The sequence below is a fragment of the Sinobaca sp. SA16-1 genome, assembly GCF_059510515.1.
The window spans coordinates 532764-554286 of sequence record NZ_JCAKFL010000001.1 but is presented as its reverse complement, the minus strand read 5'-3'; the positions used below and the strand labels follow the sequence as shown (position 1 = coordinate 554286).

Annotated in this window: 18 protein-coding genes; 17 read left to right on the top strand and 1 reads right to left on the bottom strand. The window is 47.8% G+C overall.

Features of this window, described 5'->3' with window-relative positions; all coding sequences use genetic code 11:
- Positions 1–113 precede the first annotated feature (113 nt).
- The 11 genes from ahlS (at position 114) to pyrG (ending at position 15420) form a co-directional block, all read left to right on the top strand.
- Positions 114–962: an AhlS family quorum-quenching N-acyl homoserine lactonase gene (gene ahlS, locus AC5W2J_RS02620; protein ID WP_496057927.1), complete on the top strand. Its 849-nt coding sequence runs from the start codon at positions 114–116 to the stop codon at positions 960–962.
- A gap of 24 nt (positions 963–986) precedes the next feature.
- Complete coding sequence (locus AC5W2J_RS02615; protein ID WP_496057926.1) at positions 987–2165, top strand: iron-containing alcohol dehydrogenase; 1179 nt, start codon at positions 987–989, stop codon at positions 2163–2165.
- Between the two features lie 243 nt (positions 2166–2408).
- Positions 2409–4499 (top strand): heterodisulfide reductase-related iron-sulfur binding cluster, encoded by a 2091-nt coding sequence (locus tag AC5W2J_RS02610; protein ID WP_496057925.1) that lies wholly within the window; start codon positions 2409–2411, stop codon positions 4497–4499.
- Between the two features lie 174 nt (positions 4500–4673).
- Entirely contained in the window at positions 4674–5855 is a 1182-nt protein-coding gene (locus AC5W2J_RS02605) for an acetyl-CoA C-acetyltransferase (protein ID WP_496057924.1), read from the top strand.
- Positions 5856–5867: 12 nt separating this feature from the next.
- The gene (locus AC5W2J_RS02600) at positions 5868–6719 is read left to right on the top strand and encodes a 3-hydroxybutyryl-CoA dehydrogenase (RefSeq protein WP_496057923.1); all 852 of its coding nucleotides are present in this window, start codon (positions 5868–5870) and stop codon (positions 6717–6719) included.
- Positions 6720–6736: 17 nt separating this feature from the next.
- Complete coding sequence (locus AC5W2J_RS02595; protein WP_496057922.1) at positions 6737–7876, top strand: acyl-CoA dehydrogenase; 1140 nt, start codon at positions 6737–6739, stop codon at positions 7874–7876.
- 15 nt (positions 7877–7891) lie between these two features.
- Positions 7892–9034, top strand: a complete 1143-nt coding sequence (locus tag AC5W2J_RS02590) for an acyl-CoA dehydrogenase (RefSeq protein ID WP_496057921.1) — start codon at positions 7892–7894, stop codon at positions 9032–9034.
- Between the two features lie 19 nt (positions 9035–9053).
- Positions 9054–9686 (top strand): TetR/AcrR family transcriptional regulator, encoded by a 633-nt coding sequence (locus AC5W2J_RS02585; protein WP_496057920.1) that lies wholly within the window; start codon positions 9054–9056, stop codon positions 9684–9686.
- A 23-nt stretch (positions 9687–9709) separates the two neighbouring features.
- Positions 9710–12955, top strand: coding sequence for a fused isobutyryl-CoA mutase/GTPase IcmF (gene icmF / locus AC5W2J_RS02580; protein ID WP_496057919.1), 3246 nt, complete (start codon positions 9710–9712; stop codon positions 12953–12955).
- 140 nt (positions 12956–13095) lie between these two features.
- Positions 13096–13569, top strand: coding sequence for a DNA-directed RNA polymerase subunit delta (rpoE, locus tag AC5W2J_RS02575; RefSeq protein WP_496057918.1), 474 nt, complete (start codon positions 13096–13098; stop codon positions 13567–13569).
- 249 nt (positions 13570–13818) lie between these two features.
- A complete protein-coding gene (gene pyrG / locus AC5W2J_RS02570; RefSeq protein ID WP_496057917.1) occupies positions 13819–15420 on the top strand; it encodes a CTP synthase in 1602 nt (533 codons plus the stop codon).
- A 39-nt stretch (positions 15421–15459) separates the two neighbouring features.
- On the opposite strand, the gene AC5W2J_RS02565 is transcribed toward pyrG, so the two are convergent.
- Positions 15460–15981, bottom strand: coding sequence for a DUF2529 family protein (locus tag AC5W2J_RS02565; RefSeq protein WP_496057916.1), 522 nt, complete (start codon positions 15979–15981; stop codon positions 15460–15462).
- Positions 15982–16111: 130 nt separating this feature from the next.
- Between AC5W2J_RS02565 and AC5W2J_RS02560 the strand changes: the two genes are divergently transcribed.
- From AC5W2J_RS02560 to AC5W2J_RS02535, 6 genes are all read left to right on the top strand, one after another.
- A complete protein-coding gene (locus AC5W2J_RS02560; protein WP_496057915.1) occupies positions 16112–16477 on the top strand; it encodes a response regulator in 366 nt (121 codons plus the stop codon).
- Positions 16478–16664: 187 nt separating this feature from the next.
- Entirely contained in the window at positions 16665–17531 is an 867-nt protein-coding gene (gene fba, locus AC5W2J_RS02555) for a class II fructose-1,6-bisphosphate aldolase (RefSeq protein WP_496057914.1), read from the top strand.
- Positions 17532–17721: 190 nt separating this feature from the next.
- Positions 17722–18366, top strand: a complete 645-nt coding sequence (gene fsa, locus AC5W2J_RS02550) for a fructose-6-phosphate aldolase (protein ID WP_496057913.1) — start codon at positions 17722–17724, stop codon at positions 18364–18366.
- Positions 18367–18474: 108 nt separating this feature from the next.
- The gene (gene glpX / locus AC5W2J_RS02545) at positions 18475–19440 is read left to right on the top strand and encodes a class II fructose-bisphosphatase (protein WP_496057912.1); all 966 of its coding nucleotides are present in this window, start codon (positions 18475–18477) and stop codon (positions 19438–19440) included.
- A 348-nt stretch (positions 19441–19788) separates the two neighbouring features.
- Entirely contained in the window at positions 19789–21078 is a 1290-nt protein-coding gene (gene rho / locus AC5W2J_RS02540) for a transcription termination factor Rho (RefSeq protein ID WP_496057911.1), read from the top strand.
- Between the two features lie 108 nt (positions 21079–21186).
- Positions 21187–21429 carry a type B 50S ribosomal protein L31 gene (locus AC5W2J_RS02535; RefSeq protein WP_496057910.1) on the top strand — a complete coding sequence of 81 codons (243 nt, stop codon included), beginning with the start codon at positions 21187–21189 and terminating at the stop codon, positions 21427–21429.
- The last annotated feature ends 94 nt before the right edge of the window (positions 21430–21523 follow it).

Below are 21523 nucleotides of genomic sequence, written 5' to 3'. Positions count from 1 at the left end.
TTTATACATGCCTGTAGTTTGGGGGTTATTTTTTCGGGGTACTTGTTTTTTAACAATGTTTCTATCTTATTCATTTTTTGTAAGCGCTTAACAAATAATGAGGAGGTAAGACGATGGCCAATATGAACCACCCGAAGCCGAAACTGTATGTGATGGACAATGGCCGAATGAAAATGGACAAAAATTTTATGATCGCGATGCATAACCCGGCAACCGCAGATAACCCGAATGCTCCGGCAGAATTTGTTGAATTTCCCATTTATACGGTGTTGATCGATCATCCTGAAGGGAAAATTCTATTTGATACAGCGTGTAATCCAAACTCAATGGGACCGGAAGGCAGATGGATGGAAGCCACGCAGAAAACGTTCCCGTGGGAAGCGGGGGAGGAATGCTACCTGCACAACCGGCTGGAGCAATTAAATGTCAGGCCGGAAGATATTAAATATGTCGTGGCATCCCATCTTCATCTAGATCACGCCGGCTGTCTGGAAATGTTCACGAACGCCGAAGTAATTGTCCATGAAGATGAATTAAATGGTGCCCTGCAGAGCTACGCGAGACACAAGCAGGCAGGTGCCTACATCTGGGCAGATATAGATGCATGGATCAAAAATGGCCTGCAGTGGAAAACCGTCCGCAAAAACGAGGATTTTCTTAAGCTGGCGGACGGCGTTACGCTGCTGAATTTCGGAAGCGGTCACGCCTGGGGAATGCTGGGCCTTCATATAAACATGCCTGAGCAGGGTGGTATTATTCTGGCTTCGGATGCGATTTATACAGCGGAAAGCTACGGACCGCCGATTAAGCCTCCCGGTATAATTTACGATTCGGTCGGATTTGTCCGAACCGTGGAAAAGATAAAAAAACTCGCAGATGAAACCGGGTCGCAGATCTGGTACGGACATGATTCGGCCCAGTTTAAACAATTCCGCAAGTCGACGGAAGGCTACTATGAATAAGCACTAAAAAGGAGAAGTGAAAGCATGAGTAACGCAAAACTGGTATTTACCCCGTTATCCTATACGGGCTGGGGATCTCTTTCCCATCTGCCGGGAGAAGTGGAAAAACACAGCCCGAAGCGGATATTAGTCGTGACCGATCCAGTACTTCAGGACATCGGCGTAGTAGAAAAAGTAATCTCTCCTTTAAAGGAGCAGGGATATGACACAGACGTATATACAGAAGTAGTGCCCGAGCCGCCGATTGAGGTTGGAGAAAACCTGGTGGAGTATATTAGAAAAGGCGGGTATGAATTAGTTATTGGGCTTGGCGGCGGCAGTGCTCTTGACATGGCTAAAGCAGCGGCTGTGCTGGCGACCCATGAAGGAACTGCAGAGAGCTATTTGAATTTAAGCGGCAGCCGGGAGCTCAGCAGCAGAGGGCTGCCCAAAATTCTAATTCCAACCACCGCAGGAACCGGCTCAGAAGTAACCAATATCGCCGTATTCAGTCTGGAAAGTACGAAAGATGTGATCACACACGATTATCTGCTGGCAGATGCAGCCATTGTAGATCCGGAGATTACGATGAGCGTTCCTGCGAAAATAACGGCAGCAACCGGAGTGGACGCCTTAACGCATGCGATGGAAGCTTATATTTCCAAGTTTGCAAGCCCGGCAACGGATGCTCTGGCACTGCATGCAATAAAGCTGATCGGGCGTTCGCTCGTAACAGCTGTGAAGGATGGAAACAATAAAGAAGCACGGTCAGATATGAGCCACGGCAGTTACATTGCGGGGCTGGCTTTCTTTAATGCGGGAGTGGCCGGCGTTCATGCACTGGCTTATCCGCTGGGCGGCCAGTTTCACATCGCCCACGGGGACTCCAACGCTGTGCTGCTGCCTTACGTTATGAGCTATATCCGCAAAAGCAGTGAAACCCGCATGAAAGATATGTATGAAGCCCTTGGCTTTGATGGCAGAGACCTCACAGCGGAAGAAGGGTCCAAAAAACTGATTGCCGCATTGGAAGGCCTTGTAGAAGAAGTCGGGATTCCTAAAACCCTGCAGGGCTTTAATGTGCCTGAATCAGCACTCGATTCCCTGACCGACGATGGCGTGAAGCAGAAGCGGATTCTGGCAAGAAGTCCGCTCACGCTCGAAAGAGAAGATATCCGGAAGATCTACCAATCGGCGTTTTCCGGCAGAGCTATAGAAGCATAAGATTTATTTCAAACAAGAAGCCCAGTCTGCATAAGCAGGCTGGTTTTTGGCGTGAAAGCAGCTGGAAACAGATGATCTGCCTGTTTGAAAAAGCAATAATCGGTAAAAAAATGAAATAATTTATATGACTGAATGTTCATTCATTACGTTTTTTGTTATACTGTAATTAATAAACGATAAAAAACGTCGAGTGATTCTTTATACAAAATGAAGAATCACATTTTGAGAGGAGCGATACATCTTATGGAAACATTCATCATCGTTAACTGGATTGCCTTTATTCTTGTAACCGCTTACGCATTATTTCTGTTCGGACAGCTCGTTTATACCCGCTACACGTATATAAAACTCGGGAAAAAAGCGGAATTTGACCGCAGTACCAAAGAGCGCTGGAACGATATCATGGTCAATGTGTTCGGTCAGAAGAAATTATTGAAAGATAAAAAAAGCGGTATTATTCATCTTATGTTTTTTTACGGATTTCTGCTCGTGCAGTTCAGCGCGATTGATATTATCTGGAAAGGGCTTGCGGTAGGCTCCCACCTGCCTCTTGGGCCACTGTATCCGGTATTCACGCTGTTTCAGGAAGCCGTTGTGTTAATGATACTTATTGCAGTGGTGTGGGCATTCCACCGCCGCTACGTGGAAAAACTTGTCCGCCTGAAAAGAAACTGGAAAGCAGGGCTCGTGCTCATTTTTATCGGCGGCCTGATGGTATCGAAAATGCTTGCCAAAGGCATGGAATTTATTTGGCTCGATAAATCATTAACCGGTTTTGAACCGATGGCCTCTGCGATTGCGTTTGTGGCCTCTCCACTGGGCGCAGGAGCCGCAGGACTATTGTTTTACGTGTTCTGGTGGGCCCACCTGCTGTTTCTGCTTACGTTTCTTGTGTACGTGCCGCAGTCCAAGCATGCGCATTTGCTGGCCGGTCCTGCCAACGTATGGCTTGGCCGCACGGAGCCGGTCGGAAAGCTGTCCTCGATTGATTTTGAAGATGAAACAAAAGAAGAGTTCGGCGTTGGAAAGATTGAAGACTTCAATCAAAAGCAGCTTTTGGACCTGTACGCCTGTGTAGAATGCGGACGCTGCACGAATATGTGTCCGGCTACGGGAACGGGCAAGATGCTGTCACCGATGGATCTGCTTCTTAAAATGCGTGATCATTTAACTGAAAAAGGGGCCGCTGTAACCTCGCGGTCGCCATGGATGCCGGCCTATGCGTTCAGCGGAACGAAGGGGAACCAGCTGGCTGCCCAGGGGCCTGAAGCTGCAATGGATGCTTATCATCCAAGCCTGATCGGCGACGTGATTACAGAAGATGAGATCTGGGCCTGTACGACCTGCCGGAACTGCGAAGACCAGTGCCCGGTGATGAACGAGCATGTAGATAAAATTATCGATCTCCGCCGTTACCTTGTACTGACCGAAGGAAAGATGGACCCGGATGCCCAGCGCGCCATGACGAACATTGAGCGGCAGGGAAATCCTTGGGGGATTAACCGCAAGGAACGGGAAAATTGGCGCGAGACGCGTGAAGATATTGACGTGCCGACGGTAAAAGAAATGAATAAAAAAGGCGAAGAATTTGAGTACTTGTTCTTTGTAGGCTCGATGGGATCCTATGACAAGAGAAGCCAGAAGATTGCCCAGTCCTTTGCGAAGCTGTTAAACGAAGCGGGCGTCAGCTTTGCCATTCTTGGAAACAAAGAAAAAAATTCAGGTGACACACCGCGCCGGATTGGAAACGAATTTTTATTCCAGGAGCTTGCGGCTGCCAACATCAGTGAATTTCAGAAAAACGACATCAAGAAGATTGTGACGATTGACCCGCACGCGTACAACATGTTCAAAAATGAATACCCGGAATTCGGCCTTGAAGATGTAGAAGTGTTTCACCACACCGAGCTTCTTGCTGACCTGGTAAAAGAAGGAAAGCTGAAGCCATCACATGAAGTAAAAGAAACGATCACGTACCATGACTCCTGCTATCTCGGGCGCTATAACGAAGTATATGATCCACCAAGAGACATTCTGGAAGCAATACCGGGTCTTATAGTAACGGAAATGGAACGAAACCGCCAGGACGGCATGTGCTGCGGCGCAGGCGGCGGCATGATGTGGATGGAGGAAGACAAAGGAGAACGTGTCAACGTGGCCAGGACGGAACAGGCGATGGACGTCAATCCTTCCATGATCGGAAGTGCCTGCCCTTACTGCCTGACGATGCTTTCCGACGGAACGAAAGCAAAAGAAGTAGAAGAGGATATTCAAACGATGGATATTGCAGAAATACTGGAATTATCGGTAGTAGGAAAAAAACAGGCAGTATAAGGAAAAGAGGGCTCTATTTTTAAAAAGGAGCCCTTTTTCTCCATTTTTTCTGCATGAAAGAAAGGCGCAGGCTCTTGCCTTTTAACCAGGATTCTTATACATTTATGATAAAGAAAACGCTTTCAAATACAACGAGTGAGCGTTCGCTCAATAAAAAGCGAGGAGACAACTAAAATGGAAAAAACAGCAATTATAGCAGGGGCAAGAACTCCCTTCGGAAAATTTGGCGGAACATTGCAGCCACTTTCCGCGAGTGCCCTGGGGGGAGAAGCGATTAAAGGAGCCCTGAAGCATGCGGGAATAGACGGACAGAGTGTAGAAGAAGTGCTGATGGGAAATGTGCTGCAGGGAGGCCAGGGCCAGCTCCCTTCCCGACAGGCAGCGAGGTATGCAGGCCTTCCTTGGGAAACAGAGACGGAAACGATAAATAAAGTCTGTGCCTCCGGCATGCGCAGCCTCACGCTTGGAGACCAGATGATACGGGCCGGTGATAAAAGCCTCATCATCAGCGGCGGCATGGAATCAATGAGCAATGCTCCTTATTTTTCCGACACGGCCCGGTGGGGAACGCGGATGGGAAACGCCGCGCTTAAGGACATGATGGTTCATGACGGGCTGACCTGTTCTTTTCAAAACGTTCATATGGGCGTTTACGGCGGGGAAGTCGCTGAGAGCTTTGGCATTGCGCGAGAGCGGCAGGATGAGTGGGCCCTTAGAAGTCATATGCGGGCGGCGCAGGCAATAGATAAGGGCTGGCTCGCCGAAGAAATAACAGCGGTTGAGGTGCCGCAGCGAAAGCAGGACCCTTTAACGGTTCTGCACGATGAAGCGCCGCGGCGCAATACGACGCTGGAAGGACTGCAGCAATTGCCGCCAATTTTTGCGAAAAGCGGCACGATCACAGCCGGCAATGCTCCCGGCGTAAACGACGGTGCCTGTGCCATGGTGTTAATGAATGGAAGAGAAGCGGAGGCCGGACAGAAGCAGCCGCTCGCCTGGATTGAAGCACATACGGCGCTCGCTGTGGAAGCGGAGCTGTTCCCGAAAACACCGGGCCTTGTCATACAAAAGCTGCTCCAGAAAACAGGCTATAAGCCGGAAGACATTGATTTATTTGAAATTAACGAAGCATTTGCCGCCGTGGCACTTGTCAGCAGCGATATAGCCGGATTGGATGAAAGCAAGATAAACATCAACGGCGGAGCGGTGGCGCTCGGGCATCCGATTGGCGCCAGCGGAGCCCGTATTATCCTTACTCTTGCCCATGCGTTGAAGCGCCGGGGCGGCGGGCTCGGTATTGCAGCCATATGCAGCGGCGGCGGCCAGGGGGATGCTGTTTTAATCAAAGTAGACTAGCAGGAGGTTCATATGAAAATTAAAACAATAGCCGTCATCGGCGCAGGACAGATGGGAACAGGTATTGCTCAGGTTCACGCGGAGGCCGGATACGAAGTATATTTGTACGATATTAATGAAAAGCAGGTCGAGAGCGGCCTGGCATCGATTCAAAAACGACTGGAGCGGAACGTCGAAAAAGGCAGAATGACAGCTGAAAATCAACAGCAGACGATGAAAAGCCTGCATGCTTCTCATGTTCTGAGTGATGTAGCGAGGGCTGAATTAATAATCGAAGCCGCTTCTGAAAAAATGGAAGTCAAAAAAGCGATTTTTACCCAGCTGAATGACGAAGCAAAGGAAGGCGCTATTCTTGCTACCAACACATCCTCGCTTCCTATCACGGAAATAGCCGCTGTAACGACAAGAACCGAACAGGTTATCGGCATGCACTTTATGAATCCGGTCCCGGTGATGAAGCTTGTTGAAGTAATCCGCGGACTGGCTACAAATGATGAAACAACCAAAGCGGTAATGGACGTCATCGAAACGCTCCAAAAAACAGCGGTGGAGGTCCAGGATTCTCCGGGCTTTGCGGCGAACCGTATTTTAATGCCGATGATCAATGAAGCGGTGTTTACGCTGCATGAAGGAACGGCTGATGTAAAAGGAATTGATAACGTCATGAAACTCGGCATGAATCATCCGATGGGGCCGCTGGAGCTTGCTGATTTTATCGGACTGGATACGTGCCTGTATATTATGGAAATTCTGCATCAAGGTCTGGGCGAGGACAAATACCGGCCATGCCCTCTGCTGCGTAAATATGTAAAGGCCGGCTGGCTCGGCAAAAAGACAGGACGCGGTTTTTATGAATACACCTAAAGAATAGGGGCGGGAAAATGAATCTCCGATGGACGGACGAACAGCAGATGATGCGGAAAACAGCCAGACAGTTCGCTGAAAAGGAAGTAGCTCCCGAAGTAGCACGTATGGAAGAAGAAGACCGCTTTCCGGTGGAACTTGTGCAGAAAATGGCCGGATTGGGCTTTATGGGCATCCCGATCGACGAAGAGTGGGGAGGAACTGGAATGGACTTTTCTTCCTATATTCTGGCGATTCATGAAATATCGAAAAAAAGTGCGGCGCTCGGCGTTATTTTATCGGTCCACACGTCTGTAGGAACGATGCCGATCGTTCATTTTGGTACAGAGAAACAAAAAGCACATTATCTTCCAAAGCTTGCCTCAGGGGAGTACCTCGGAGCGTTTGCTCTTACGGAAGCAGGCTCCGGCAGTGACGCGTCCAGCCTGAAGACAACAGCGGAAAAGAAGGACGGGCGTTACGTGCTGAACGGATCGAAAGTGTTCATTACGAATGCGGGAGCGGCGGACACCTATATTGTGTTTGCGTCGACCACTCCAGGAACCGGTGCAAAAGGCATTAGTGCATTTATTGTAGAAAAAAACTTTCCGGGCTTTTTCGTAGGGAAAAAAGAACGGAAGATGGGCATGCACGGGTCCAACACCTGCGAAATTATCCTGGATCAATGCGAAGTGCCTGTTGAAAACCTGCTCGGCAGGGAAGGTGAAGGATTTTCAATTGCCTTATCCAATCTGTATGCAGGGCGGATCGGTATCGCCGCCCAGTCTCTGGGCATAGCGGAAGCCGCACTGGAAGCGGCTGTCGCTTACGCCAAAGAACGCAGACAGTTCGGAAAGCCGATCGGCTCGATGCAGGGAATCAGCTTTAAACTAGCTGATATGGCCACAAAAGTGGAAGCAGCCCGGCTTTTTGTGTATCAGGCAGCAGACGCCTATGAAAAAGGAAAAGCGACCGCTCAATCGACCTCCATGACCAAACTGTTTGCCTCAAAAACGGCAATGGACGTAGCGGTTGAGGCAGTCCAGGTATTCGGCGGCTACGGCTATACAAAAGAATATCCGGTGGAACGTTTTTTCCGTGATGCAAAAGTGTGCGAAATTTATGAAGGAACAAGTGAGATACAGCGGATTGTAATTGGAAAAAGCCTGATGGCGTAAAAAGGAGAGAGACATATGGATTTTGGACTAACGGATGAACAGCAGATGATAAGAAAAATGGTACGCGACTTTGCCAACAAGGAAGTGGCACCGACCGCGGAAGAACGGGACGAAGAAGAACGGTTTGACCGCAGTATTTTTAACAAAATGGCAGAGCTGGGACTTACCGGAATACCGTGGCCGGAAGAGTACGGAGGCATAGGCGGCGACTACGTAAGCTACGTCATTGCTGTAGAAGAGCTTTCCAGAGTATGTGCATCAACGGGCGTAACCTTGTCTGCGCACCTTTCCTTAGCAGGCTGGCCGGTTTATACTTATGGAACAGAGGAGCAAAAACAAAAATATTTAACCGCGATGGCTTCCGGTGAAATGATGGGCGCTTACGGCCTTACAGAGCCCGGATCAGGTTCTGATGCTGCCGCCATGAAAACAACAGCAAAAAAAGAAAACGGGGAGTACATTCTGAATGGATCGAAAATATTTATTACCAACGGAGGCGAAGCCGATGTCTATATCGTATTTGCCGTAACAGATCCCGCCTTAAAGCATAAAGGGGTAAGCGCATTTATTGTAGAAAAAAACTTCCCCGGGTTTTCGGTAGGAAAGAAAGAAAAAAAGCTCGGCATCCGCTCGTCTCCTACAACGGAAATTATTTTTGAAGACTGCCGCGTGCCGGAAGAAAACCTGCTCGGAAGCGAAGGACAGGGATTTGCTATTGCCATGAAAACACTTGACGGCGGGCGCAACGGCATTGCCGCCCAGGCGGTGGGCATTGCCCAGGGCGCGCTTGATGCTGCGGTTGACTACGCGAAGGAACGAAAGCAGTTCGGAAAGCCGATTGCCAGCATGCAGGGAATCAGCTTTAAACTGGCCGATATGGCTGTGAAAGTGGAAGCCTCCCGTCTGCTGACCTACCAGGCGGCCTGGAACGAAAGTGCCGGAATCGCATATGGAAAAGAGTCTGCTATGTCGAAGCTGTTTGCAGGCGATTCAGCGATGGATGTTACGATAGAAGCAGTTCAGGTATTCGGTGGCTACGGATACACGAAAGATTATCCAGTCGAGCGGTACATGCGGGATGCTAAAATCACCCAGATTTACGAAGGGACAAATGAAGTCCAGCGTCTCGTTATCGGTAAAATGTTGCTCAACGACTGATGAATACAGGAGGAGAAGCATGCAGAAGAAAAAAGTGCCTTCCATGGTAAAAGACGAGCAGCTCATACAAATCAGAAGAGAACAGTTAATAAAAGGAGCGGTAAAGCTTTTCAAAGAAAAAGGCTTTCACCGGACGACCACGCGCGAAATGGCAAAAGAAGCCGGCTTCAGCATCGGTACGCTGTATGAGTACATCGGCTCCAAAGAAGACGTTCTCTATTTGGTCTGTGATTCGATATACGAAGAAGTAAGAACCCGCCTGGATGCCCATCTTGCAAAACAGGAAGCGGGAATGGACCGGCTTAAACAAGTCATTGCCTCGCTTTTTAAAGTAATGGACGAAATGCAGGACGAGGTGCTTATTATGTACCAGGAAGCCAAATCTCTTCCGAAAGAATCGTTGTCCTATGTATTGAAAAAAGAAGCGGAAATGACCGGACTTGTAGAAAGTGCTGTTCGGGAAGCGTCAGAAGCAGGCAGCATCGGCCCGTTAAACCCGATGGAAATGGAAATACTGGCCAATAACATTATGATTGCCGGACAGATGTGGACATTCCGCCGCTGGACCGTGCAGAGAGCCTGCACACTGGAAGAATATACGGCTGTCCAGAGCAAACTGCTGCTTTCGAGTCTGGTCGCTGAAACAAAGTAGGATACAAAAGGGAGGAATGCAGGATGGCAGTACAGGAAATGCATACGTTGAAAAACCCGGTACGGTTTGTTACTGCTTCCAGCCTGTTTGATGGACATGACGCCTCGATTAATATTATGAGGCGTCTGCTTCAGGCAGGAGGAGCGGAAGTTATTCATTTAGGACATAATCGTTCTGTTGAAGAAATTGTAAACGCTTCCATACAAGAAGACGTTCAGGGCATCGCAATTTCTTCTTATCAGGGCGGCCATATGGAATATTTTAAATACTGCTACGACCTTCTCCAGGAAAAAGGAGCCGGCCATATCCGCATATACGGAGGCGGGGGTGGAGTAATCAATCCCCCTGAAATTAAAGAGCTTCATGCATACGGGATTGCCCATATTTTTTCTCCTGACGACGGAAGAACCTTCGGCCTGCGCGGCATGATCAGCCAAATGCTTGAAGAGTGTGATTTTCCGGTAAAATCAGATCAGGTATTTTCGCTCAAAGATATTAAAGAAAAAAACGATCAGGCGGTAGCCCGCTTTATGACAGTAGCGGAAAATGAAAACCTGCGGACGGGTCCGTGGAAAGAAGCGCTCCTCTCGATCCAGCGCACCGAGGAGACATACCCGGTGCTTGGTATTACAGGAACAGGGGGCGCCGGAAAAAGCTCATTAACCGATGAACTGGTGCGCCGTTTCCTGCGGGAATTTACCGATAAAACCGTTGCGGTGCTGTCTATTGATCCGACTAAGCAGAAAACAGGCGGCGCTCTGCTCGGGGACCGGATCCGGATGAACGCTATCCATCACCCGCGGGTTTTCATGAGAAGCCTCGCCACCAGAAGCTCCAAAACAGAAACGTCCAGCAGCCTCCGCGATGCTATTCAGGTAGCTAAAGCGGCAGAGTTCGATTTGATTATTGTAGAAACAAGCGGCATCGGCCAGGGGGATGCGGAAATTGCCGAGATTGCCGACGTGTCGCTTTATGTCATGACAAGTGAATTCGGGGCACCATCCCAGCTGGAAAAAATCGATATGATTGATTTTGCCGACGTTATTTCCATCAATAAATTTGACCGTAAAGGCTCAGAGGATGCGCTTCGGGACGTAAGAAAACAGTACCAGCGCAGCCGGGAGTGGTTCGATAGACGGACAGAAGAAATGCCTGTTTACGGTACAATAGCAAGCCAGTTTAACGACCCCGGCACGAATATCCTTTTTTCCGAAATCATTCAGGCTATTGAAAAAAAGTGCGGCGTAGACTGGGAAACAACGATTAATACAGACGAAGAAACCGGTAAAAAAGATATGATTATACCTGCAGACCGGACCCCGTATTTACGGGAAATCGTTCAGACGGTGCGGGGATACAAAGAACATGCAGCCGAGCAGGCGGAAACTGCACGGAAGCTTTTTCAAATTGACGGCACGATGCGTCTTCTCGAACAGAGCGAAGGCGGCCCGGACACGCTCAAGGAGCTTGAAGGCATAAAAGAGCAGATAGAAAAGCAGCTCGATCCGGAAGCGAAGGGGCTTCTTGACGGCTGGGAAGAGTTAAAAGAAGCGTACAACGGCGATACCTTTACCTCGAAATCCCGGGGCAGGGAAATTGTCACGGAACTAAATGTAGAAACGCTTTCCGGTTTAAAAGTAAAGCGTGTGGCGCTTCCCCGTTTCAAAGATTGGGGAGCGATCATAGAATGGCAGATGCTTGAAAACATTCCGGGATCCTATCCATTTACGGCTGGTGTGTTTCCGTTTAAACGCAAAGGCGAGGACCCCAAACGGCAGTTTGCCGGAGAAGGCACGCCTGCCCGGACCAATCGGAGATTTCATTATCTTTCCAAGGATGATGAAGCAAAAAGGCTGAGCACCGCTTTTGATTCGGTCACTTTATATGGAGAAGACCCGGACGAGCGCCCGGATATTTACGGAAAAGTCGGGGAAAGCGGAGTAAGCATCTGTACGCTTGAAGACATGAAAAAGCTCTACGAGGGATTCGATCTGATTTCACCGACCACTTCTGTTTCCATGACTATAAACGGGCCGGCGCCTATTATTCTGGCTATGTTTATGAATACCGCCGTCGATCAGCAGCTGGATTTATTTGCGGAAAAAGAAGGACGGCCGGCTTCGGAAGAAGAAAAGCAGGAAATCAAGGCAGAAACACTGGCCACGGTTCGTGGAACAGTCCAGGCTGATATTTTAAAAGAAGACCAGGGCCAGAACACGTGTATTTTTTCAACGGAGTTTGCTCTCCGGATGATGGGGGATATTCAACAGTACTTTATTGATAACAAAGTGCGTAACTACTATTCGGTGTCGATTTCGGGCTATCATATCGCGGAAGCGGGAGCCAATCCGATCAGTCAGGTCGCTTTTACGCTCTCCAATGCGTTTACGTATGTAGAGTATTATTTAAGCCGCGGCATGGATATTGATGAATTTGCAGCCAACCTGTCCTTCTTTTTCAGCAACGGACTCGATGCAGAATACGCCGTGATCGGCCGGGTAGCCCGCAGAATCTGGGCTGTGGTGATGAAAGAAAAGTACGGCGGCAATGAACGAAGCCAGAAGCTGAAGTATCATGTACAGACGTCAGGCCGGTCCCTGCACGCCCAGGAAGTGGACTTTAATGACATCCGTACTACGCTCCAGGCGCTTCTGGCTATCTACGATAACTGTAATTCACTTCATACGAATGCGTATGACGAAGCGGTAACCACACCGACGGAAAGCTCAGTCCGACGGGCCATGGCCATTCAGATGATTATTACGAAAGAGCTCGGCCTTGCCAAAAACGAAAATTCCACCCAGGGATCTTTCATTTTAGAAGAATTGACGGAACTGGTGGAAGAAGCGGTGCTTCAGGAAATGAGCCGCATCGACGACAGGGGCGGCGTGCTCGGCGCGATGGAAACCCAGTATCAGCGTGGGAAAATCCAGGAAGAATCGATGTATTATGAAATGAAGAAACATACGGGTGAACTGCCGATCATCGGTGTAAATACGTACCTGGCGCCTGAACAAGATGAAACCGTGTTTGATATGGAGCTGGCCCGTGCAGATAAAGAAGAAAAAGACAGCCAGATTGCAGCCCTCCGTCAGTTTCAGCAGAAGCATGAAAAAGAAGGCCCGGAGTCGTTGAGACGGCTGCAGGAAACGGCTGTATCCGGAGGCAATGTATTTGAAGAGCTTATGGAAACGGTGCGGACGGCAAGTCTCGGCCAGATTACGCACGCTTTGTATGAAGTAGGCGGCCAATACCGGAGAAATATGTAATTTTAAAGATTCCTTATCAAATAACTAGTAAATTAAAAGAAAATATGTTTATAATGGAAAGTATGATTTTAACGGTGCAGATAGGATAATGAAGAATCTGACCCGGCAGCAAGAATACTTTCTGAAAGGATGTGCGGCCAGTGAGCATCCGCGATTTTACGGAAGAACAAATCGTCGAAATGTCCGCTATTGAGGTGGCTTTTGTATTATTGAACGAGGAAAAAAAGCCATATGATTACCAGCAGTTATTCAATCGCATTGTTGATCTGAAAGGGTTGAATCACGAAGAAACAAGCCGCCGCCGAACAAAGCTGTTTACAGCTTTTAACCTGGATGGCCGGTTTATTCATTTAGGCGAGAATCACTGGGGCCTTAGAGAATGGTATTCTCTTGACCAGAGTGATGAAGAGCTTAGTGATACCGTGAAACCAAAAAAACCTTCAGACGATGATTTTGAATTAGAAGAAGAAGCGGAGTCTGACGACGATCTTGAAGATATCAAAGATGAGTTGGATGATTTTTCCGCAAAGGAAGACGCTGACGAAGACGAAGACAACTTAGAAGGATTCGGAAACGTAAAGAAACCAAAAGTGCCGGACGAGATCGAAGAATAGAATTACGGGAGGCAGCTCCTTGACTTTTATTCAAAGGCTAGGTAAAATCATTTTTGGGCTTTACAAGAACGTATCAATTCATTCATAACGTTGACGTTAATGACGAACAAGCAAAAGGGCGCCCCTCCCGAGGGTGAGGTGTCGCTTTTGCTTTTTTTTTGTTTTCATGCCCCTTTTACCGGTACCGCATGAAATCATTTATAGCAGGAAATAAGCAGGAAGTTAACATACAAAGGAGTAGATCGAGGGATGGCGAGCAAATATATTTTTGTAACAGGTGGCGTTGTATCTTCGCTTGGAAAAGGAATCACGGCAGCATCATTAGGAAGGCTGCTGAAAAACCGCGGACTAAGCGTAACAATTCAAAAGTTTGACCCGTATATTAACGTAGATCCCGGCACAATGAGCCCGTATCAGCACGGAGAAGTATTCGTGACCGATGACGGCGCGGAGACAGATCTCGACCTTGGGCACTACGAACGTTTTATTGACATTAACCTAAGCCAGAACAGCAATGTGACAACCGGGAAAATATATTCTTCTGTTATCCGGAAGGAACGCCGCGGGGACTACCTGGGCGGAACGGTTCAGGTTATCCCTCATGTAACGAATGAAATAAAAGAACGCGTGTATAGAGCAAGCCGGGAAACCAATGCAGATGTAGTTATTACAGAAATCGGGGGCACGGTCGGGGATATTGAAAGCCTTCCTTTTCTGGAAGCCATCCGCCAGATCAAAAGTGACGTTGGCGTGGAAAACGTGCTGTATCTTCACTGTACGTTGATTCCCTACCTTTCTGCAGCAGGGGAAATGAAATCCAAGCCGACCCAGCACAGTGTGAAAGAGCTGAGAAGCCTTGGCATTCAGCCAAACATCATTGTAGTCCGTACAGAAAAACCAGTGCCGCAGGAAATGAAAGAAAAGATTGCACTTTTCTGCGATATTAACAAAAACGCTGTAATTGAATGCCAGGACGCGGATACGCTTTACAAAGTACCGCTCGAGCTTCAGGCACAGAACCTCGACCAGATTGTGTGCGACTACCTGCATTTGGATGCAAAGGAAGCAGACATGACGGAATGGAAAGAATTAGTGAACCGCGTCCAGAACCTTTCCGGCACCGTAAATATTGCGCTTGTTGGTAAGTATGTAGCTCTTCCGGATGCGTATCTTTCGGTAGCAGAATCATTAAAGCACGCCGGGTATGCGTTTGATGCCGATGTAAAAATCAGCTGGATTAACTCGGAGAATATTACGCGCGAAAATGCAGCGGAAACTCTTTCCGGAGTAGACGGGATTCTTGTACCGGGTGGATTCGGCGACCGGGGCATTGATGGAAAAATCTTTGCTATTCAGCATGCACGTGAAAACAATGTGCCATTCTTTGGTATCTGCCTTGGCATGCAGCTGGCTTCTGTCGAATTTGCCCGTAATGTTGCAGGTCTTCCGGAAGCAGGGTCTGCGGAACTGCATCCTCATGCAAAAGACCCAGTCATTGATCTGCTGCCGGAGCAGAAAGACGTGGAAGACCTTGGCGGAACCCTTCGTCTCGGCCTGTATCCATGTAAACTGAAAGAAGGCACGAAAGCGAAGGAAGCATATGGAGAAGAAGTGGTGTATGAACGCCACCGCCACCGCTATGAATTCAGCAACTCCTACCGGGAAGTACTGGAGTCTGCCGGCTTTATCTTCAGTGGTACGAGTCCGGACGGACGCCTGGTGGAAATTATTGAGCTTGCCGACCATCCTTACTTCGTGGCTTCTCAGTTCCATCCTGAATTTGTATCAAGACCTACGCGCCCTCAGCCGTTATTCAGGGACTTTATTAAAGCATCTCTGAAAAAACAATAAATACAAAAAAAGGAGCTGCCCCTGCGGGCGGCTCCTTTTTTAGAGTGATAATTCCTCAAGCATTTCCTGCATATACAAAAACAAAAGCTGGCCGGTAAAAAGGGCAGCAAGGGCTGTTGGATCCCCATGCTTTTCGCCGGTGTCTGATGGAACGATTCCGCCGCGCACAAAGGTGGACAGCCATACATCAAGCGGGTCGGGTTCTATATGCTCCTGCCCGGAAGCAGGACCGATAATAACGGTGGAAGCAGAGGCCTGAACTACTGCTTTATGCCATGAAGATATGGCGTTAGTATCTTTAGAATCCGCAAGCAGCAGCAGACGGTCTGTTTCCCGGATATCGTCGGGAAGGACGTCGATGTAAACGACTCCTTCCGGCGCATCCGGGTGGCTGCAGAGCGAGAGGGCTGTCCCTTTAAGAGCCGGCACAGCAGCTATGTAAAGCGTACCTGTACCTGACCCGGCCTGCAGCAGCAGCCTGGATGCATCTTCAAATGCTTCTTCCTGTTTGGACGCAATGGACTGGAAGATTCCCTGCAGCTGGGTGGCAAATATCTTCATCCTATCTCTCCTTTTTAATACAATCAGACTTCTATTGTGCAGGATGGGACCCGAAAAGAAAAGCGGGACGTTTAACGAAGCGGCTCTAGGTGAAAAGACATGTATACGCAATAGTAAGGAGTTAGTTCAAATGAAAAAAATTTTAATTGTAGATGATCAATACGGTATACGGGTGCTCCTCAATGAAGTATTGAAAAAAGATGGCTTTGAGATCTTTCAGTCTGCTAATGGAGAAGGGGCCCTGGAACTTGTGCAGGAGGAGAAGCCTGATCTTATGCTTCTCGACATGCGGATACCGGGCATGAACGGCCTGGAGATTATGAGGGAAATCAAAAAACGCGGAACGGATAATGGGATGAAGGTTATTCTAATGACGGCCTTCGGCGAAGAACAGATGATGCTCGAAGCAAAAGAGCTGGGCATTACAGATCATTGTGCGAAGCCTTTTGACATTTCCACTATCCGCGAAAAGGTGAAGCTGCATTTAGATTCCTAGCCTAAGAGCGGTTTTGATCTTTTTTTTAAGAAGTAACCGTTCTCATTTAAGGTGGGCAGATGAATTTTTATTATGATGTGCTATAATACAAACAGAAACCATTAGAACAGCTTTTTTCACGTTTCTTTCACAAAAGAAACAGCTGTTTTACTGGAAATATTGTTCAAATGGAAGAGGGAGGACCAACATGCCTTTAGTATCAATGAAAGAAATGCTCGAAACAGCTAAAGCAGAAAATTATGCAGTAGGTCAATTTAATTTAAACAACATGGAATTCACACAAGCCATCCTTCAGGCTGCAGAAGAGGAAAAATCTCCGGTAATCTGTGGTGTATCCGAGGGCGCTGCCCGTTACATGGGAGGATTTGAGTTTGTTGTAGATATGGTGAAAGCTTACATCAAAGCATACAACGTTACGGTTCCCGTAGCTATTCACTTGGACCACGGTTCCAGCTTTGAAAGCTGCGTCCAGGCAATTAAAGCAGGCTTTACGTCTGTTATGATTGACGGATCCCATCACCCGCTTGAAGAAAATATCGCTATTACAAAGCGTGTCGTAGATGTAGCCCACTCTGTAGGCGTATCTGTTGAAGCTGAACTTGGCCGCGTTGGCGGACAGGAAGATGATTTGATCGTTGATGATGCAGAAGCAGCTTATGCTATTCCTGCTGAGTGTAAAGAGCTTGTAGAACAGACCGGCGTTGACTGCCTTGCAGCTGCTCTTGGATCTGTACACGGCCCTTATAAAGGCGAGCCGAACCTTGGCTTTGACCGTATGGAAGAAATCAATCAGATGATCGGCGGCATTCCGCTTGTTCTTCACGGTGGTACTGGTATTCCAACAGACGACGTGAAAAAAGCAATCCGTTTCGGTCACGCTAAAGTGAACGTAAACACAGAAAGCCAGATCACTTCTGCACAGGCAGTACGTGATACTCTTGCAGCTCAGCCTGAGCAGTATGACCCACGTAAATATCTTGGTCCTGCACGTGATGCGATCAAGACAACTGTTAAAGGAAAAATGCAGGAATTTGGTTCTTCTAACAAAGGTTAATTAGATAATAGGAAGAAGAGCTGACTAGTAAAAGGCATCAGCATAATACGTGGCGTCTTTTACTGTTAGCTCTTTTCTTTTTTACCAAATCCAGGTATTATTTTAAAGAAGGTTTCTTTTTATACGTAATTATGACAGCGCTATTATATCTGTATTATTAGAATTATCAATCGAATGGAGGAGTCATGTTATGAAGTTTTTCATTGACACAGCAAATTTAGATCAAATAAAAGAAGCCAACGACCTTGGCATACTAGCAGGGGTTACAACAAATCCAACCCTGGTTGCAAAAGAAGGCGTGGACTTTCACAGCAGGCTGAAAGAAATCACGAGCCTCGTGGACGGATCTGTCAGCGCAGAAGTAGTTGCTCTTGATGCGGAAGGAATGATTGAAGAAGGGCTTGAGCTTTCTAAAATCGCTCCTAACATTACAGTAAAAGTACCAATGACGCTGGAAGGTTTGAAAGCGGTTAAAGCGTTCTCCGATAAAGGCATCAAAACAAACGTAACACTCATTTTCTCAGGCGTGCAGGCTCTTCTGGCAGCCAGAGCCGGAGCAACCTATGTATCGCCGTTTCTTGGACGCCTTGATGATATCGGCCAGGACGGCCTTCATTTAATTGATGAAATCTCCGACATCTTTGTGGTTCACGATATTCCTACAGAAATTATTGCGGCTTCAATCAGACATCCGATCCACGTATCAGAAGCAGCACGAAGAGGAGCGCACATTGCAACGCTCCCATCGAAAGTAATCGGGCAGCTTGTAAAGCATCCTCTTACGGATAAAGGAATTGAACAGTTTCTTGCAGACTGGAATAACCGAAGCGAATAATAAAGCTTAAAACAGAGCTGCCCATGCGATCAGAGCAGGGCAGCTTCTGTTCTCTTCTTATACAGGTGCTGGTATATACATCCAATCCACTTAAAGGAGGACACTATCATGGAAAGAAGTCTATCAATGGAACTGGTACGAGTGACAGAAGCTGCTGCACTATCTTCAGCCCGCTGGATGGGCAGAGGCAAAAAAGTAGAAGCAGATGAGGCAGCAACTAGTGCAATGCGCGATGTGTTCGATACGATCCCAATGAAAGGCACTGTAGTGATCGGCGAAGGGGAAATGGACGAAGCACCGATGCTCTATATCGGTGAAAAACTCGGAACCGGATTTGGTCCCCGTGTAGACGTTGCGGTGGATCCATTGGAAGGAACCAACATTGTAGCAAGCGGTGTGTGGAACGCGATTGCTGTTCTGGCCATTGCCGACCATGAAAAACTTCTCCATGCTCCGGATATGTATATGGAAAAACTGGCTGTAGGTCCTGAATCTGTTGGAATGGTGGATATTAAAGCCCCGGTTATTGATAATTTAAGAGCGGTGGCAAAAGCTAAAGGCAAAGACGTGGAAGACGTAGTCGTTACTATGCTTCACCGCGACCGGCATTCCCGTCTGATCCAGGAAGTCCGCGATACGGGAGCGCGCATCAAGCTTATTCCGGATGGAGATGTGGCGGCCGCCATAAATACAGCGTTTGATGAAACAGGCGTTGATATTCTGCTTGGCTCCGGAGGGGCGCCGGAGGGCGTTATTGCCGCCGTAGGACTCAAGTGCCTGGGCGGCGAGCATCAGGGCATTCTGCTGCCACAGGACAATTCCGAACTGGAACGCTGTAAAAGAATGGGGATTGAAGATGTAAATAAAGTATTTTACATGGATGATCTTGTCGGAGGCGACGATGCGATCTTTGCGGCCACCGGAGTAACAGATGGCGAACTGTTAAAAGGCGTCCGCTACAAAGGACCGAAGGCGACGACGCAGTCATTGGTTATGCGTGCCAGGTCGGGCACCGTACGCTTTGTAGACGGCAGCCATAATGTGAAGAAAAAACCGGATTTCGTGTTCCGCTGAAATGAATCCAGAGAGCAGGAGGACATGCCCTCCTGCTCTTTTTTATTTAGGGTTTCCCTGTATACAGCAGACAACTTTCATACGAAAAGTAATGATTTATGATTGCATGCAGAGATCATCCCCGTTACAATTAATAAGAATCCTTGAGCAAGCAAAGCGGAAAGCGATCCGCTCCTTCCCAGACTCTCCCGTCAATGAACAGCCGCTGCCTCCACCTACAGGGCAGGTCTTCTATCTCCGGCTGCTTACACCATCTCTCAAGTAAAACACAGCAGTTAAAACATAAAAATACAAACATAGCCGCATGCCCCAGAATGGACGCATGCGGAAGAAAAGTGGTGACCATCGTTGAGTAGTATTAATTTAGCAGGGTTGGAAAATATGACGCTCAAAGAATTATATCGTTTAGCAAAAGAGTATAATGTTTCTTATTACAGCAAGCTGACTAAAAGAGAGCTTATTTTTGCGATTCTAAAAGGACGTGCTGAAAAAGACGGCCTCATGTTTATGGAAGGTGTCCTCGAAATTATTACGACGGAAGGATACGGATTTCTACGTCCTATCAATTTCCTGCCGAGCTCGGAGGATATTTATATTTCCGCTTCGCAGATCCGCCGGTTTGAGCTGAGAAATGGAGATAAAGTCTCTGGAAAAGTAAGGCCGCCGAAAGATTCCGAAAGGTACCACGGCCTGCTGCAGGTCGAAGCCGTCAACGGCGAAAACCCGGAAAGTTCAAAAGAGCGTCCGCATTTCCCTGCTCTGACTGCTTTATACCCGGACCGCCGCATTCATATGGAAAATGCGCCCAACCGTATTTCCTCCCGGATTATTGATTTAATTACACCGGTAGGGTTTGGGCAGAGAGGACTTATTGTCGCGCCTCCTAAAGCAGGAAAAACCTCCCTGCTTAAAGAAATAGCCAACAGCATCACAGAAAACCATCCGGAAGCAGAATTGATCGTGCTGCTAATTGATGAGCGTCCGGAGGAAGTAACAGACATCGAGCGCTCCGTTAAAGGAGATATTGCCAGCTCTACGTTCGACGAAGTTCCGGAAAATCATATTAAAGTAACCGAGCTTGTGCTTGAACGGGCGATGAGGCTCGTAGAGCACAAAAAAGACGTTATTATTCTAATGGACAGCATTACGCGTCTGGCAAGAGCGTATAACCTTGTGATCCCGCCGAGTGGGCGCACGCTGTCCGGTGGTATTGACCCGGCTGCCTTTCACCGCCCTAAGCGTTTCTTTGGAGCGGCAAGAAATATTGAAGAAGGCGGCAGTCTGACGATACTGGCTACCGCCCTGGTGGAAACCGGTTCGCGGATGGACGACGTCATCTATGAAGAGTTTAAAGGCACCGGCAACATGGAGCTTCATCTGGACCGTAAGCTGGCAGAGCGGAGAATTTTCCCGGCAATCGATATCCGCCGTTCCAGTACCAGAAAAGAAGAACTGCTTACCTCAAAAGAGCAGCTTGAAAACTTATGGGCGATCCGTAAAACGATGAATGATTCTCCTGACTTTGTGGATCATTTTATCCGCAGAATGAAGCAGACAAAAACGAACGATGAGTTTTTTGAAGAAATGGAAAAGGATAAAGCGAAGACAAAAGCAAGGCCGGCTCCAGCAAGAAGATAAAAGTATTTCATTTTTACATTGAAAAAATAGGCTGGGCTTGTTATAATCTCGTTATGTGTGATTACAAATTCTGATTCGAATAGAATTAGGGCAAAGGGAGTGAAATTAATGAAACAGGAAATTCATCCAAATTACCAAAAGGTAGTATTTATGGACACGAGCACAGGCTTTAAGTTTTTGAGCGGCTCTACTAAGGGTTCTGCTGAAACAGTAGAATGGGAAGATGGCAACACTTACCCACTATTGAAAGTAGAAATCAGTGCTGATTCTCATCCGTTCTACACTGGTAAGCAAAAGCTTGCTGATGCCGGCGGACGTATCGATAAATTTAAAAAGAAATACAACATGTAAGACAAATAGAAACAGGCAAGGGAACGCCGCTTGCCTGTTTTTTTATTTGGCCTAAAAGAAGCCCGCTTCGGCGCCTCTGGCTGAAATGAGGCAG